At 29.8% G+C, this 13,840-nt stretch carries 17 protein-coding genes; 11 read left to right on the top strand and 6 right to left on the bottom strand.

Annotation, left to right across the window (positions count from 1 at the left end; translation table 11 throughout):
* From OU788_RS06575 to OU788_RS06550, 6 genes are all read left to right on the top strand, one after another.
* Positions 1-861, top strand: an 861-nt coding sequence (locus OU788_RS06575) for a 2TM domain-containing protein (protein ID WP_274634426.1), incomplete at its 5' end; no start/stop codon positions are given.
* 1 nt (position 862) lies between these two features.
* Complete coding sequence (locus OU788_RS06570) at positions 863-1,159, top strand: 2TM domain-containing protein (RefSeq protein ID WP_274634425.1); 297 nt, start codon at positions 863-865, stop codon at positions 1,157-1,159.
* Positions 1,149-1,436 carry a 2TM domain-containing protein gene (locus tag OU788_RS06565; protein WP_274634424.1) on the top strand — a complete coding sequence of 96 codons (288 nt, stop codon included), beginning with the start codon at positions 1,149-1,151 and terminating at the stop codon, positions 1,434-1,436. The genes OU788_RS06570 and OU788_RS06565 overlap by 11 nt, the downstream gene beginning before the upstream one ends.
* Before the next feature lies 1 nt (position 1,437).
* Entirely contained in the window at positions 1,438-1,779 is a 342-nt protein-coding gene (locus OU788_RS06560; protein ID WP_274634423.1) for a 2TM domain-containing protein, read from the top strand.
* Complete coding sequence (locus OU788_RS06555) at positions 1,763-2,071, top strand: 2TM domain-containing protein (RefSeq protein ID WP_274634422.1); 309 nt, start codon at positions 1,763-1,765, stop codon at positions 2,069-2,071. The genes OU788_RS06560 and OU788_RS06555 overlap by 17 nt, the downstream gene beginning before the upstream one ends.
* 17 nt (positions 2,072-2,088) lie before the next feature.
* Positions 2,089-2,844, top strand: coding sequence for a LytR/AlgR family response regulator transcription factor (locus tag OU788_RS06550; protein ID WP_274634421.1), 756 nt, complete (start codon positions 2,089-2,091; stop codon positions 2,842-2,844).
* On the opposite strand, the gene OU788_RS06545 is transcribed toward OU788_RS06550, so the two are convergent.
* The 3 genes from OU788_RS06545 to OU788_RS06535 all read right to left on the bottom strand — a co-directional run bounded on the left by OU788_RS06545 (position 2,841) and on the right by OU788_RS06535 (position 4,537).
* Positions 2,841-3,632 (bottom strand): helix-turn-helix transcriptional regulator, encoded by a 792-nt coding sequence (locus tag OU788_RS06545; RefSeq protein WP_274634420.1) that lies wholly within the window; start codon positions 3,630-3,632, stop codon positions 2,841-2,843. The two genes, OU788_RS06550 and OU788_RS06545, sit on opposite strands and share 4 nt — an antisense overlap.
* A 5-nt stretch (positions 3,633-3,637) precedes the next feature.
* Positions 3,638-3,916, bottom strand: coding sequence for a putative quinol monooxygenase (locus OU788_RS06540; RefSeq protein ID WP_274634419.1), 279 nt, complete (start codon positions 3,914-3,916; stop codon positions 3,638-3,640).
* 78 nt (positions 3,917-3,994) lie between these two features.
* A complete protein-coding gene (locus OU788_RS06535) occupies positions 3,995-4,537 on the bottom strand; it encodes a flavodoxin family protein (RefSeq protein ID WP_274634418.1) in 543 nt (180 codons plus the stop codon).
* 145 nt (positions 4,538-4,682) lie between these two features.
* Here OU788_RS06535 and OU788_RS06530 point away from each other — a divergent pair, with 145 nt between their 5' ends.
* The 5 genes from OU788_RS06530 (at position 4,683) to OU788_RS06510 (ending at position 10,926) form a co-directional block, all read left to right on the top strand.
* Positions 4,683-5,537 carry a PPK2 family polyphosphate kinase gene (locus OU788_RS06530; RefSeq protein ID WP_274634417.1) on the top strand — a complete coding sequence of 285 codons (855 nt, stop codon included), beginning with the start codon at positions 4,683-4,685 and terminating at the stop codon, positions 5,535-5,537.
* A gap of 70 nt (positions 5,538-5,607) precedes the next feature.
* Positions 5,608-6,438: a 3'-5' exonuclease gene (locus tag OU788_RS06525; protein ID WP_274634416.1), complete on the top strand. Its 831-nt coding sequence runs from the start codon at positions 5,608-5,610 to the stop codon at positions 6,436-6,438.
* A 71-nt stretch (positions 6,439-6,509) separates the two neighbouring features.
* Positions 6,510-7,409 (top strand): carboxypeptidase-like regulatory domain-containing protein, encoded by a 900-nt coding sequence (locus OU788_RS06520; protein ID WP_274634415.1) that lies wholly within the window; start codon positions 6,510-6,512, stop codon positions 7,407-7,409.
* Between the two features lie 39 nt (positions 7,410-7,448).
* The gene (locus OU788_RS06515) at positions 7,449-7,934 is read left to right on the top strand and encodes an ABC transporter ATPase (RefSeq protein WP_274634414.1); all 486 of its coding nucleotides are present in this window, start codon (positions 7,449-7,451) and stop codon (positions 7,932-7,934) included.
* A gap of 64 nt (positions 7,935-7,998) precedes the next feature.
* Entirely contained in the window at positions 7,999-10,926 is a 2,928-nt protein-coding gene (locus tag OU788_RS06510; RefSeq protein ID WP_274634413.1) for a glycoside hydrolase family 3 N-terminal domain-containing protein, read from the top strand.
* Here the strand turns inward: OU788_RS06510 and OU788_RS06505 are convergent.
* Genes OU788_RS06505 through OU788_RS06495 form a run of 3 tightly spaced genes read right to left on the bottom strand, consistent with a single transcriptional unit; the run spans position 10,904 to position 13,492 of the window.
* Entirely contained in the window at positions 10,904-11,953 is a 1,050-nt protein-coding gene (locus OU788_RS06505) for a lysophospholipid acyltransferase family protein (RefSeq protein WP_274634412.1), read from the bottom strand. The genes OU788_RS06510 and OU788_RS06505 overlap by 23 nt on opposite strands.
* Before the next feature lie 2 nt (positions 11,954-11,955).
* Positions 11,956-12,867: a bile acid:sodium symporter family protein gene (locus OU788_RS06500; protein ID WP_274634411.1), complete on the bottom strand. Its 912-nt coding sequence runs from the start codon at positions 12,865-12,867 to the stop codon at positions 11,956-11,958.
* Entirely contained in the window at positions 12,851-13,492 is a 642-nt protein-coding gene (locus OU788_RS06495) for a DUF4159 domain-containing protein (RefSeq protein WP_274634410.1), read from the bottom strand. Before OU788_RS06495 ends, OU788_RS06500 begins: the two co-directional genes overlap by 17 nt.
* Positions 13,493-13,840: the final 348 nt, after the last annotated feature.

The following is a 13,840-nucleotide window of genomic DNA, read 5'->3' as shown; positions in this document are numbered from 1 at the left end:
ACGGCAAAGTTTGAAACCTTAAAGAGTCAAATAGATCCACACTTTTTATTCAATAGTTTAAATGTGTTGACTTCTTTAATAAGTGAAAATCCGAAACAAGCAGAGAAGTTTACAACAAAACTATCAAAAGTATATCGCTATGTACTGGAGCAACGAAATAAAGAACTAGTACCAATTCAAGAAGAATTACAATTTGCGAAAACCTATATGGAATTATTGCAAATGCGTTTTGAGGAAGCAGTAAAGTTTACAATACCTGAAGAAGTAAGTAATTCTGAGTTAAAGATAGTTCCGTTATCACTTCAATTGTTATTAGAAAATGCGGTGAAGCACAATGTAGTTTCGGCTTCAAAACCTTTAGAGATACGCATTTTTGAAGAAGACGGATTTCTAAAAATTCAAAACAATATCAATCCGAAAGAAGCTATTGGAAAAAGTACAAAAGTAGGGTTGAGAAATATAGCAGATCGTTATGGTTTAATAACCGATAGAAATGTTCAAATAATTAATAATAACAAAACATTTACAGTGTGTTTACCGCTGTTAATTGATATAAAAAATAGTATTATGAATACAAAAAGCTTAGAAAATAGTAATTATGTAAAAGCAGTAGAAAAGGTAGAAAAACTAAAAGAGTTTTACCAAAACTTAGTTTCGTATTGTATAGTCACCCCTTTTTTAATATTTATAAACCTTAAAACATATTCAAAATTTCAATGGTTTTGGTTTCCAATGATAGGTTGGGGAATAGGGTTAGTTTTTCATTACCTAGAAGTAAATAATTACAATTTATTCTTAGGTAAAAACTGGGAAGAACGTAAGATTAAGGAGTTAATGGATGATGATAAAAACTATAAATAAAATGAGAAAAGATTATAGAATTGAATATAAATATGCGAAAGCAAAGAAAAAGGTAGAAAAAATAAAAGGGTTATACATTCATTTTATAGTAACTGTGTTAATTATACCAGTATTGATTTTTATAAACTTAAAGTTTGTACCTAGTTACCATTGGTTTTATTTTCCAACTATAGGAATGTTTTTAGGGCTGTTTTTTCATTGGTTGGGCATTTTTGGAATAGAAAAAATAGGCTTAGGAAAAGATTGGGAAGAACGTAAGATTAAAGAATTTTTAGAAAACAATAACAATGGAAGGTAATTATAGAGAAGAAAAAAAGTATTTAGAGGCTAAAAAGAAAGTAAAACAAGTAAAAGGGTTCTATGCTCATACTTTAGTAAATGTCATTTCAGTGATTATTATTGTTTTAGTGAATTTAAAATTCTCACCTTATTATCACTGGTTTTGGTTTCCTGTTATAGGAATAGTACTAGTTACTTTTATTCATTGGATGCTAGTTTTTGGTGTTAACATTTTAGGGCTTGGAAAAGATTGGGAGGAGAAAAAGATAAATGAATACCTAAATAAAAAGAATTAGTATGGAAAATGATTATAAAGAAGAACATAAATATTTATTGGCTAAAAAAAGAGTAGAAAAAATTAAAGGTTTCTATTGGCATTTAGCAGCGTATATAATTGTGAATATTTTTATTTCAGTTGTAATTATTATGGGCTTTATGAATGAAGACAAGTTAACTTTTATTAAAGCAATAGGTAACTTTGGGGTGTATGCTACTTGGCTTTTTTGGGGGATTGGAGTCTTTTTTCATTGGTTAGGAGTATTTGGAACTAATATATTTTTTAATAAAGATTGGGAACAACGCAAAATACAAGAGTATCTAGATGAACTAAAAAAGAAAGAAAATGGAAACTTTAAATAGAGAACAACAATATATAAGAGCTCAAAAAAAAGTAAATGAAATCAAAAAGTTTTATAAACATTTAGTGGTTTACATACTAATAAACTTAGTTTTTATAGGAAGAAGAATATATAAAGATATTGTTTATAGAGACGAATCTGTTATGGATGCTTTCTTAGATATAAACAACTATAATTTATTTTTTTGGTGGGGAGTCGTAGTATTTATACACGGATTTAGTGTTTTAGGAAAAGACAAGTTGTTTTCAAAAAACTGGGAAGAGCGAAAAATTAAAGAATATATGGAGCAATAATTACTGAGAATAGAACTATGAATGTTATAATTATTGAAGACGAAAAGCCAGCAGCAAGAAGATTAAATAGAATGTTAGCAGAACTGAATATAGAGGTTCAGCAAATGTTACACTCGGTAGAAGAGTCTATAAATTGGTTTCAGAATAATGAACACCCAGATTTAATTTTCTTAGATATTCAACTTTCCGACGGATTATCATTTGAGATTTTTGAAGAAGTCACTGTAAAATCAGCCATTATTTTTACAACGGCTTATGATGAATATGCATTAAAAGCATTCAAGTTAAACTCTATTGATTATCTCCTAAAACCAATAGATGAAGACGAGTTAAGAGTGGCGGTAGATAAGTTTAAAGAATATCAGCCTTTACAAAGTAACATACACGTTAATATAAATGACATTCGCAAGTTGTTAATAAACCCAGTAGACAGAAAGTACAAAAAGAGATTTACGATAAAAGTTGGGCAACATTTAAAAATTATAAATATTGAAGATATAGAATGCTTTTATTCAGAAAACAAAGCAACTTATATTCATACCAATTCTAATAGAAATTATTTAATTGACAATTCACTAGAATACTGGCAAGAGCAGTTAGACCCTGAACAGTTTTTTAGAGTAAATAGAACTTTTGTAGTACAAATAAATGCGATTAAAGATATTGTATCTTATACAAACTCTCGCTTACAATTAAAGTTGGAGTCTTATAATAATTCTGAAATAATTGTAAGCAGAGAGCGTGTAAAAGATTTTAAAAACTGGATTAACTAGCTTAAAGGTTTATAGTAAAAATGATTGTCAAAGTTTTTAGTTACAAAATACTGGGAAGGTTTAAGATTTGTAAAACTTTGAAATTCTTTAATAAAATGACTTTGGTCGTAATAACCATTATCTAAAGCAGTAGACAAATAATGTTTGTTACTCGATAGCAATACTTGTTTTACAGTTTTTTGAAGCCTAGTGATTCGTTGAAATTTTTTAGGAGAAACGCCAAACTTTTGTTTGAATAGACGTTCAAATTGACGATAACTTAAGTTGCTATGATAGGCTAATTCGTGAAGAGATATTGAATTAAAGTTTTTGTATAGAGTTTTAATTATCAAATCCCAATTAACTATAGTAGAAAAATGATGTTTTTTTAATTGATTGCATAGAAAGAAATCAATTAGTTTAATTTTTTCTTCTATACTAGGTAATGAATAAAGAATATCTAAAAGCTCTCTACCTTCATTATTCCATATTTCTTCTACAGACAAATATTGATTAACAATTTGTGTATGTGGAATAGAAGTAAAGTGCCTAAAACCACCACTATGAAAACGTACTGAAATATAATTTACGTTGTTTGTTGAATCAAAAATTAATTTATCTCTAGGACAAATAATATGAGCAGTATCTAATTTGTTGTTATTGATAGATAAAGGAGTATCAATATGAAAAAGTACTTCTAAACCAGTGCCTGGTAAAATTAAAGGAAGACTTTTGGTTTGAGAACAAACAAAATACCTATCAATATAAGGAGATAGGTATTTTGATGGTTTATAGTGTTTTACACTCATTTAGATTAATAAATGTTTATAATAGGCTCTTTGGTAATTAAAGCAGTAATATCCTTTATAAATTGATGAAAGTGAGTAGAGTTATTATGCGCATCTACAGCTTTTCTATCAATATACTCTTCATAAAACAAATAATTACCTTCACTAAATAAATCTTTATGTAATTGATAGGTAATGCATCCTGTTTCAGAGTTACTCGTTTTTACCATTTCCTCAGCCAATTTTAAAAAATCGCTTTCTTTTCCTTGTTGAATTGCTATTTGAGCTATAATTACTTTTTGCATTATAATGAATTAAAATTAAAACTCAAAAATACTGTCAAAGGTTTCTTATAAATTGTAAAAAAACGACATCTTAAAATTCTAACGGGTTAAAACATCCTTAAAATTTTTAGTAGCTAAAATATTTCTAAATTCATTAATTTTAACTCTAGCATCAGGATGTATGTCATTTCCATCTTCAGTAAACCAGGCATGGGCACTACCAAGATAGTTCATGCCTAAATATTTAGCACTTTCAATAAAAGGCATTTCAAAACCATTTCTACGGTCATTAGCTCCTGAGTTACTAATCATCGCCATGTTTTTACCTCGTAATAACCTTCCTAAGTCTTTTTTGTATTTTAATAAGTCAGACAAACGATCAAAAAATATTTTTAAAGTTGCACTCATTGTATACCAGTATACTGGGGTTGCAAAAACAATCGTATCATAGTTATTAATAACTTCTTCCATAACAGGAATAAAATCGTCATTAGCATTGCTAAAGTCATACTCAAAAACACCAATATTTTTTGTTTTTAAGTCGATAACATCAAAAGAGTTGTTGCTGTTGAGGTAGTTAATAACTCTGTTTGTATTTCCGTTACTTTTAGAGCTTGCTTGTATTATTACAGTTTTTTTCATTTTGTAGATTTAGTTTGATGTTAAAACTCTAAAAATAATTAAGACAAAAGCGACGTTCTTAATTGTAAAAATTGATAATAACCAAGAGAAAATCAATGCTAGAAGTCTATATTTTTGTACTTTTATGCTAAAATTAAGAGAAAAGATGGATGTAAGCGTATACAAGTATGAAAAGGGAACAGCTTTAAAAGACTATACTACAAAAGAGATAGACGAAGACGCTAAAAAGAAATTAAAAAAAGCGCGAAAAAAAATTAGTGAACTACAAGATACGATGTATGCAGAAGGTAAGTATAGCGTCTTACTTTGTTTACAAGGTATGGATACTGCTGGAAAAGATAGTTTAATACGTGAAGTTTTTAAAGATGTTAATGCGCGTGGGGTAGTGGTACATAGTTTTAAAGTACCAACAGAATTAGAATTAAAACATGACTTTTTGTGGCGTCATTATATAGCCTTACCACCTAAAGGAAAAATAGGAGTTTTTAATCGTACACATTATGAAAATGTGCTAGTAACCAGAGTGCATCCTGAATATGTGTTTGCAGAAAATATTCCGACTGTAAAAAGTTTAGAAGATTTAGATGATGCGTTTTATCATAGAAGAATGGAACATATCAATCAATTTGAAAAACACATTGCAGAAAACGGAACTATTATTTTAAAGTTCTTTCTAAATGTTTCTAAAGAAGAACAAAAAAACAGACTATTACGTAGATTAAACATTCCAGAAAAAAACTGGAAATTTTCCGCAGGAGATTTAGAAGAAAGAAAATTGTGGAATAATTACCAAGAGTGTTATGAAGATTTGTTGCAGCGCACGTCAACTAATTATGCCCCTTGGTATGTAGTTCCTGCCGATGATAAACCAACAGCGCGTTATATTGTAGCAAAAACTTTAGAAAAAGAGTTAGAGAAATATGGTTTTAAAGAACCAACGTTACCAAAAAAAGTCTTAGATCAAATAGACGAATTTAAAAAGCAATTAAACAACGAATAATATATAGAAAAGGCAATAAAAGAGTATTTAAAGTAAATAAAGTCATTGCCTTTTAACCCTTAATTTAAAAATGAATTTAAACTTAACCAAACCCATTGTATTTTTCGATTTAGAAACTACAGGAATCAACATAGCTAAAGATAGAGTTGTAGAAATATCAATTTTAAAAGTATTTCCAAACGGAAATAAAGAAAGTAAAACATGGTTAGTAAACCCTGAAATAGAAATTCCAGCAGAGGCAACAGCAGTACATGGAATTACAAATGAAAAAGTGGTAACTGAACCAACCTTTAAAGAGCTAGCGGATAAGATTAACGATATGATATCTGATGCAGATTTAGCAGGATTCAATTCAAACCGATTTGATATTCCTCTATTAGCAGAAGAATTATTACGTGCAGGTATTGATTTTGACATGAACAATCGTAAGGCAGTTGATGTACAAACAATTTTCCATAAAAAAGAACAGCGTACGTTAAGTGCTGGATATCAGTTTTACTGCGGAAAAGAGTTAGTAGGAGCGCATGGAGCAGAAGCAGACACAAATGCAACCTATGAAATTTTATTAGCTCAGGTTGATAGATATGACGATTTAGAAAACACTGTTGAAGCATTAAGTGAGTTTTCTACTCATGGGAAAAGAGCAGATTTTGCAGGGTTTATTTTATTTAATGAAGATGACCAAGAAATCTTTTCTTTTGGGAAGTATAAAGGAAGAACAGTAGAAGAAGTGTTAAAAGAAAATCCAGGATATAACGCATGGATTCAAAATGCGGATTTTCCATTATACACAAAAAAGGTATTACGAGAAATTAAAGAGCGAATGTCTGTACCAAAGAAAGAAACTATGACGGATGAGGAAAAATTACAGGCGTTACAACAAAAGTTTAATTTACGTTAAGTGTTTGAAAATTAACAACTACTTAAGAGCTCTTATAATTTTCAATTTTTACATTCGTTAAAAATTAAGTTATGAGAGTTTTTCTTTTTCTATGTTTTGTAAGTATTACAGCATTTTCACAAACAGTAGTTTTAAAAAATAAAGTAATAGATGCGCATACAAATGACCCTGTTGCCTATGCAAATATTAGTTTTTTAAATGAAAATGTAGGGGTGTCTTCCGATGAAAATGGTCACTTTTCATTACAAATCAATAAAAAGTTATTGAAAAGTAAAGTACATATTTCTTGTTTGAATTATAAAGATACAGTCGTATTAGCATCAGCTTTACAAAGTAAGCTTCTTAAACTTCAACCAAAATTATATGAGCTAGAAGAAGTAATAATTTCAAAAAAAGCGAATAGAGAGTTAGTTATAGATGAGTATAAAAGAAGAGATATAAAGTCTGGTTTTTCAGGAAGAAAAGGGAGACCTTGGACAGTAACTAAGTATTTTCCTTATAAAAAGGAATATGAAAATGTTCCTTTTTTAAAGAGTGTAACAGTTTATTTTACAAGTATTCTTTCTAGAAAGAAAGCAAAGTTTAGGGTTCGTTTCTTTAAAGTTGATGAAAAGACAGGTAAACCATCAGAAGATATACTAAAAGAAAATTTAATTGTTGATGTAAAAAAGACAAAAGGGAAGATTGAAGTTGATGTGTCTAAGCTTAACATAGATTTTCCTAAAGAAGGTTTTTTTATAGGATTAGAAAGAATACATATACCTTATAATTTCCATGAAAGAATTTATACTAAGCAAGGAAGTATAAAAAAGTATAAAGAAACTATAGTTGCTCCAAGTTTTGGGGCAGTATATACGAATGATACAACTTGGATGAAATCAAGTGGAAAATGGAGAAAACACTATTTTGCCCAAGAATTTTATAAAGGAAATGCGCTAGAACCAGCAATTTCCGTAACTTTGAGTAACTAAGAATTTATATATTCAAAAACATAAACATAAAGAACAATAATGTATACAGAATATAAAGAATTACCTAAAAATTCAAGAGTTTGGGTATATCAGTCAGATAGAGAGTTTACAGTTGAAGAAATAGAATATATCACAGCAAAAGCGTTAGTTTTTATTGAGAATTGGACACGTCATGGAGATGATTTAAAAGGATCATTCACCATAAAATACAATCAATTTTTGGTATTAGCTGTTGATGAAAACTTCAACAATGTATCAGGTTGTTCAATAGATGCTTCAGTGCGTTTTATACAAGAGTTAGAAAACGAGTTGAAGTTAGATTTAATGGACAAAATGAATGTTTCTTTTAAAGATGGAGACAATATCAATATTGTTAAACTTCCAGAGTTTCAAAACTTTGCCAAAGCACAAAAAATTACAGCAGAAACTGTAGTGTTTAATAACATGGTAAATACCAAAGAAGATTTTGAAGCCAAATGGGAAGTGCCAGCAAACCAAAGTTGGCACGCACGATTTTTGGTATAACTATTGACGTTATTTAAGAAAGAATATTTTTTAAACCCCCGAAATTTTAAAAGAAGGAAGGTATATGAAGAGAAAGGCGCTTACATTATTAGCATTCATTTTTGCACAAATAATTCAAGCACAACAAGTAGATCCGTTGTTGGCAAAAGATTCAGATGCGCAAGGTGTTTGGGTAGATAGTATCATGAAAAACATGTCTATAGATGAAAAAATCGGGCAGTTGTTTATGATACAAGCCTATTCAAATAAAGATAAAAAGCACGAAGATTTTATTTCGAATATGGTTACAAAATACCATGTAGGAAATATTATTTTTATGCAAGGTACGCCAGATAAGCAGGTAGTTTTGAATAATAAATACCAAGAGCTAGCAAAAGTGCCATTAATGGTTGGTTTTGATGGTGAATGGGGCTTAGATATGCGCTTGAAAAACACCTACCGCTTTCCTTGGAATATGACTTTAGGTGCAATACAAGATACGTTATTGTTACAAGAGGTAGGAAAAAGAATTGGAGAGCATTGTAAGCGAGTGGGAATTCATATGAATTTTGCACCTGTGGTTGATGTAAACACGAATCCAGATAATCCTATTATCGGAAACCGTTCTTTTGGTGAAAACAAAGAAAATGTAGCACAAAAATCCATCGCATTTACAAAAGGAATGCAAGGAGCAGGGGTTTTGGCGAATGCAAAACATTTTCCAGGACATGGAGACACCGAAGCAGATTCTCATCATACCTTACCAACAATTAATTTCAGTGAAAAACGATTAGACTCAATAGAGCTGTATCCGTTTAAGGAAGTATTTGCTAATGGAGTTGCTAGTGTTATGACAGCACATTTAAGTATTCCTGCCATTGAAACAAATCCGAAGTTACCATCGTCATTATCAAAGAATGTTGTAACGGGTTTATTACAAGATAAATTAGGTTTTCAAGGATTGATAATTACTGATGGATTAAACATGAAAGGGGCAGCGAATTATTCTACACCAGCAGAAATTGATTTAGCAGCAATTTTAGCAGGAAATGATATGTTGTTAATTCCACAAGATGTTCCAGGATCAATAAGTTTGATTAAAAAAGCGTTAACGGAAGGTAAATTGACTGAAGAACGTTTAAATCACTCCGTAAAAAAGATTTTAAAAGCAAAATATTTAGTTGGATTAAACAATTATAAACCTATTGCTACTGAGAATATTTCAAAAGATTTAAACTCTCCATACGATGAGGTATTGCATCGAAAATTGATAAAAAACTCAATAACGGTTTTAAAAAATCAAGAGAGTGTTTTACCTATCCAAAACCTTCAAGATAAAAAGATAGCTTATGTATCATTAGGAAATGATAATGGTTCTGATTTTTATGAAATGCTAACGAATTATACTAAGGTTGATAAAGTTTCAGATGCTAACTTAAATGTTTTATTACAAAAATTACAGAAGTATAATTTGGTAATTGTAGGCTTTCATAAATCAGATAAAAATCCATGGAAAAGCTATAAGTTTTCTACTAAAGATTTAGCTTGGTTACAAGAAATAGCAAGAAATCATAAGGTAGTTTTAGATGTTTTTGCAAGTCCATATAGTTTACTTCAAGTACCTTCTTTTACCAATATTGAAGGTCTTGTATTGTCGTATCAAAACAGCAAATTATCTCAAGAGATTTCTGCGCAAGCGCTTTTCGGAGCTTTTGAATTGAAAGGTAAATTACCAGTATCTATAAAAAATGAGTTCAAAGTCGGTCATGGACTTTTATTAGATGATTTAGATGTATTACAGTATACCATTCCTGAAGAAGCTGGAGTTTCTTCTGAAAAATTATCAATTATAGATAAAAGAATAGATACTATTTTACAGGAAAAAATGTCTCCAGGAGGTCAGATTTTAGTGGCTAAAAACGGTAAAGTGATTTACAATAAAAGCTTTGGATATCATACCTTATCAAAAGAAAGAGCCGTTAAAAATTCTGATTTGTATGATTTAGCTTCACTTACTAAGATTTTAGCTTCATTACCAATGATAATGAAAGCTGAAGAAGAAAGAAAAATCAGTTTGTTTTCAAATTTAGGAGATGTTTTACCAAGTTATAGTAAGTCGAATAAAGATACGCTATTGTTAAAAGAAGTGTTGTCTCATTACGGACGTTTACGTTCTTGGATTCCGTTTTATTTACAAACAAAAGATAGTGTAACAGGAGAAAATTCAACTAAGTATTACAGAAAGAAGCGTACTTCAAAATTCAGTATAGAAGTAGCTAAAAACTTATATATAGCTAAGGAGTATACCGATTCTATCTATAAACAAATAGTGGATTCTGAACAGCGTAAAAGGCCAGGATATAAATACAGTGATTTAGGGTATTATATTTTCAAAGAAATTTTAGAAAGAAAGTATAAAAAACCTTTGGATAAATTGGTAGACGAACAGTTTTATCAATCATTAGGAGCAAACAGAATGACGTATTTACCATTAAATAAATTTGATAAAGACGAGATTGTTCCAACAGAAAGAGACAACTATTTCAGACATCAATTAGTGCATGGTTATGTTCATGATATGGGAGCGGCCATGATAGGAGGAGTAGGAGGACATGCAGGATTGTTTGCGAATGCAAATGATGTAGCAAAAGTGATGCAAATGTTTTTACAAGATGGTTCTTATGGAGGGAAAAAATACTTAGAGCCAGAGACTGTACATAAATTTAATAAGCGTTATTACGAAAACAAAAGGGTACGTAGAGGATTGGGTTTTGATAAACCGCAGCTAAATCCTAATGTTAAAGCAACCTGTGGTTGTGTTTCAGATGTTAGTTTTGGACATAGTGGCTTTACAGGAACGTATACTTGGGCAGATCCTGCAACGGGTGTGGTGTATGTTTTCTTATCTAACAGAGTGTACCCTACAATGAGGAATTATGGTTTGGTTAAGAGTAATATTCGAACTAAAATTCAACAAGATATTCAAGACGCTATTCTGATGGCGGGGGAGTAGGTGATAGTTTAGTGTACAGTAGTACGATAAACAGCGAAGAGAAAAAATATGCAAAGGCAAATTTCCATCCCCAAAAAGAGCCTATTATCCAACTTTGGATACAATAAAAGAAAGGAAAAAGAATAGCATTTACACCAAAACGAAAAGTATCAATAAATTCAATTTCATCTATTTTTTTACTTAAAAATTTCCAGATAGTAAAAGGAATAATACTATTTAAAATAATTAGATAAAATAAAGGAAAAGTGTAGTTTTTACTGCGCCTTTTTTTAGTTGTAGTAAGTCTGTTTTTTATAGTAGCATTTACAGTATTTACATCCGTAAAATCCGTTTGATTTCTGTTAAGAGAAGTTAAGGTTTCTTCGTAGTCTTTATCAAAAGGAATGTGTACACTTAATTCTTTTAATTGTTCAGAAACGAGTTCTTTAATTGTTTTAACTGATTGGTTAATGTCTTGCTGATTATAAAAACTATTGGCTAAAATAGGCGAACCAAAGTGTATAGCTACTTTAGAAGGATAACTAGAAACATTTTGATAAGTAATTCCTATAGGAATAATATGAATATCTGTATCAGGATGCTCATCTAAAGTTCTAAAAAGAATTCTTTTAAACCCTTTACTCAAAGGTCTAACAGTTCTTGCTTTATTGTGAGTTCCTTCAGGAAATATAAGTAACGCTTTTTTGTCTTTTAAAAGATTTTGGCATTTGTTAAAGATTTCTTCATTTTTAGATAGTTGTTGTATCCCATCTCTAATGCGGTAAACAGGCATCATTCCAAGTAAATTAAAAAACTTAGCGATAAGAGGATTATTAAAAACAGCCGCACGTACTAAAAAATGTGTTTTTCTTTTCATATGTGTGGCTATGAAAAGTGGATCAACCAATCCGTTAGGGTGATTAGCAGTAAACAGAATAGCACCTTTTTTAGGGATGTTTTCATTTCCTAATACTATTATTTTTTTTGTGTAAAAGAATAAGCCAGATTTAACATATGCTTTAAAAAAGTAATATACTAAAGTTTTCATTTTTATTTTTTTCTTCCCCAATAAGTAGCTAACATCATTCCTGAAAAAATATCCCAAACACCCCAAAAAGCGGCTAATAAAGCCATACCGCCTAGACCATCAAAAAAACTAAAAATAAGCAGCAACCCTAATCCACTATTTTGAATGCCAGTTTCCATTGAAATTGTTTTACAATCTTTATTATTTAGCTTAAAAGATTTTGCAGTAACATAACCTATTACAAAAGCATAAATATTATGAAATATGACTAAAAACAACACTAAATGAATATAGTTTTTAAAAATGTCAGCATTGTCATATAACGCAACAACGATTAGTATAATAAAGAAGAAAATAGAAAAAGGTCGTAATAGCTTATTAATTTTTTTTGCCATTTCATGATGGTAGTGGTTCACAATCATTCCTAGAATTATTGGAATACCTAAAATTAATAAGACAAGTTTAAAAAGCTCAAAAGGGCTTAAAGAAACACTTTTTAAAATAATATTAGTTGGTTCATACAAACTCCCCCATAGCTGTAAGTTTAGAGGAGTCATTACCAAGCATATTAAAGTAGCAAAAGCTGTTAAACTAACCGATAAAGCGGTGTTTCCTTTTGCCATTTTGCTAAAAAAATTAGATACATTCCCGCCAGGACAAGCAGCTATCATCATCATTCCTAAAGCAAAGCTAGGGTAGGGTTTTATGATGTAGATTAGTATGAAGGTTAAAAAGGGAAGTAAAATAAATTGAGATAATAATCCTACAAATAATATTTTAGGGTTATTTATAAGTCTTTTAAAATCCTCAATTTTTATATCTAAAGCTATACCAAACATAATAATAGCAAGTGCTATATTAAGTATCCATAAAGCTTCTGTGTCAAAATTAATCTTTATGTCGTCTATCTGTAAGGGGTTAATGTTTGAAAGCATATTCAATTATATTAGCTCCCATTTTAAGTGCTTTTTCTCTTATTTCTTTTGGGTCATTATGTACTTCTTGGTCTTCCCATCCATCGCTTAAATCACTTTCATAATCGTAAAATACAATAAGTCTTCCTTCATAAAAAAGACCAAAACCTTGTGGTGGTTTCCTGTCGTGCTCATGAATTTTAGGTAATCCGTTTGGAAAAAAGAATGTTTGATTGTAAATAGGATGATTTTTAGGAATTTCTTGAAGTGTCAGTTCAGGGAATACTTTTTTTAATTCCCTTCTGATGTATGAATCCATTCCATAATTATCTGAAACGTGTAAGAATCCTCCTGAGATTAAATAGTCTCTTAACGTTGTAATTTCATCATTTGTGAAATAAATATTACCATGGCCAGTAATGAAAGTTATAGGATAATTAAAAATCTGTTCATCAGCCAATGTAACGGTTTCAATATCTTTTTCGATTGAAGTTTTAGTATTAAGGTTGGTAAAGTTGATTAAATTAGGTAATGCAGTTGGGTTAGCGTACCAATCACCACCACCATTGTATTTTAAAACAGCAATTTGTTGAGAGAAAAGACTAGAGAAGAATAAAAGAAAATAAAACGTTATAATGTTTTTCATAAAATAAGCTTTGCTTAGCTGAAGCAATATAAGAAAACAGTAATAAAAAAACACTAACAACTAGGTCGTTAGTGTTTTATTTTCCCCTTAAACATAAATTATACTTTTTAATTTGAAAAGTCCCCACTTTTTCAAAAAGCAATTAATTTACGATGCGAAAATATAAAAGATTAAATAGAAGAAGTACAATAACGTCTGATTGGGTGTTTTAGAACTTACTTTTTATAAAAAGTATAGTTTTAAAATGAAAAAGATCAACTTTTTTCAAGTTGCTTAAGTAAGTAAAAATAAAAAACACCAATATTCAATATTGGTGTTTTTAAAGTTTAGCTCTCCCTTTTTCGTATT

Source organism: Tenacibaculum sp. L6 (genome assembly GCF_028823685.1).
GTDB lineage: Bacteria > Bacteroidota > Bacteroidia > Flavobacteriales > Flavobacteriaceae > Polaribacter.
Note: the sequence above shows the minus strand (reverse complement) of the source record. Positions and strands in the feature narration are given on the sequence as shown.

What these genes read in the sequence shown, in the direction of transcription:
- OU788_RS06520 (WP_274634415.1), top strand. Translation starts at nt 6,510, where the DNA reads ATGAGAGTTTTTCTTTTTCTATGTTTTGTAAGTATTACAGCATTTTCA.
- OU788_RS06530 (WP_274634417.1), top strand. Translation starts at nt 4,683, where the DNA reads ATGGATGTAAGCGTATACAAGTATGAAAAGGGAACAGCTTTAAAAGAC.
- OU788_RS06500 (WP_274634411.1), bottom strand. Translation starts at nt 12,867, where the DNA reads ATGCTTTCAAACATTAACCCCTTACAGATAGACGACATAAAGATTAAT.
- OU788_RS06545 (WP_274634420.1), bottom strand. Translation starts at nt 3,632, where the DNA reads ATGAGTGTAAAACACTATAAACCATCAAAATACCTATCTCCTTATATT.
- OU788_RS06510 (WP_274634413.1), top strand. Translation starts at nt 7,999, where the DNA reads ATGAAGAGAAAGGCGCTTACATTATTAGCATTCATTTTTGCACAAATA.
- OU788_RS06570 (WP_274634425.1), top strand. Translation starts at nt 863, where the DNA reads ATGAGAAAAGATTATAGAATTGAATATAAATATGCGAAAGCAAAGAAA.
- OU788_RS06535 (WP_274634418.1), bottom strand. Translation starts at nt 4,537, where the DNA reads ATGAAAAAAACTGTAATAATACAAGCAAGCTCTAAAAGTAACGGAAAT.
- OU788_RS06505 (WP_274634412.1), bottom strand. Translation starts at nt 11,953, where the DNA reads ATGAAAACTTTAGTATATTACTTTTTTAAAGCATATGTTAAATCTGGC.
- OU788_RS06525 (WP_274634416.1), top strand. Translation starts at nt 5,608, where the DNA reads ATGAATTTAAACTTAACCAAACCCATTGTATTTTTCGATTTAGAAACT.
- OU788_RS06550 (WP_274634421.1), top strand. Translation starts at nt 2,089, where the DNA reads ATGAATGTTATAATTATTGAAGACGAAAAGCCAGCAGCAAGAAGATTA.
- OU788_RS06560 (WP_274634423.1), top strand. Translation starts at nt 1,438, where the DNA reads ATGGAAAATGATTATAAAGAAGAACATAAATATTTATTGGCTAAAAAA.
- OU788_RS06555 (WP_274634422.1), top strand. Translation starts at nt 1,763, where the DNA reads ATGGAAACTTTAAATAGAGAACAACAATATATAAGAGCTCAAAAAAAA.
- OU788_RS06495 (WP_274634410.1), bottom strand. Translation starts at nt 13,492, where the DNA reads ATGAAAAACATTATAACGTTTTATTTTCTTTTATTCTTCTCTAGTCTT.
- OU788_RS06540 (WP_274634419.1), bottom strand. Translation starts at nt 3,916, where the DNA reads ATGCAAAAAGTAATTATAGCTCAAATAGCAATTCAACAAGGAAAAGAA.
- OU788_RS06515 (WP_274634414.1), top strand. Translation starts at nt 7,449, where the DNA reads ATGTATACAGAATATAAAGAATTACCTAAAAATTCAAGAGTTTGGGTA.
- OU788_RS06565 (WP_274634424.1), top strand. Translation starts at nt 1,149, where the DNA reads ATGGAAGGTAATTATAGAGAAGAAAAAAAGTATTTAGAGGCTAAAAAG.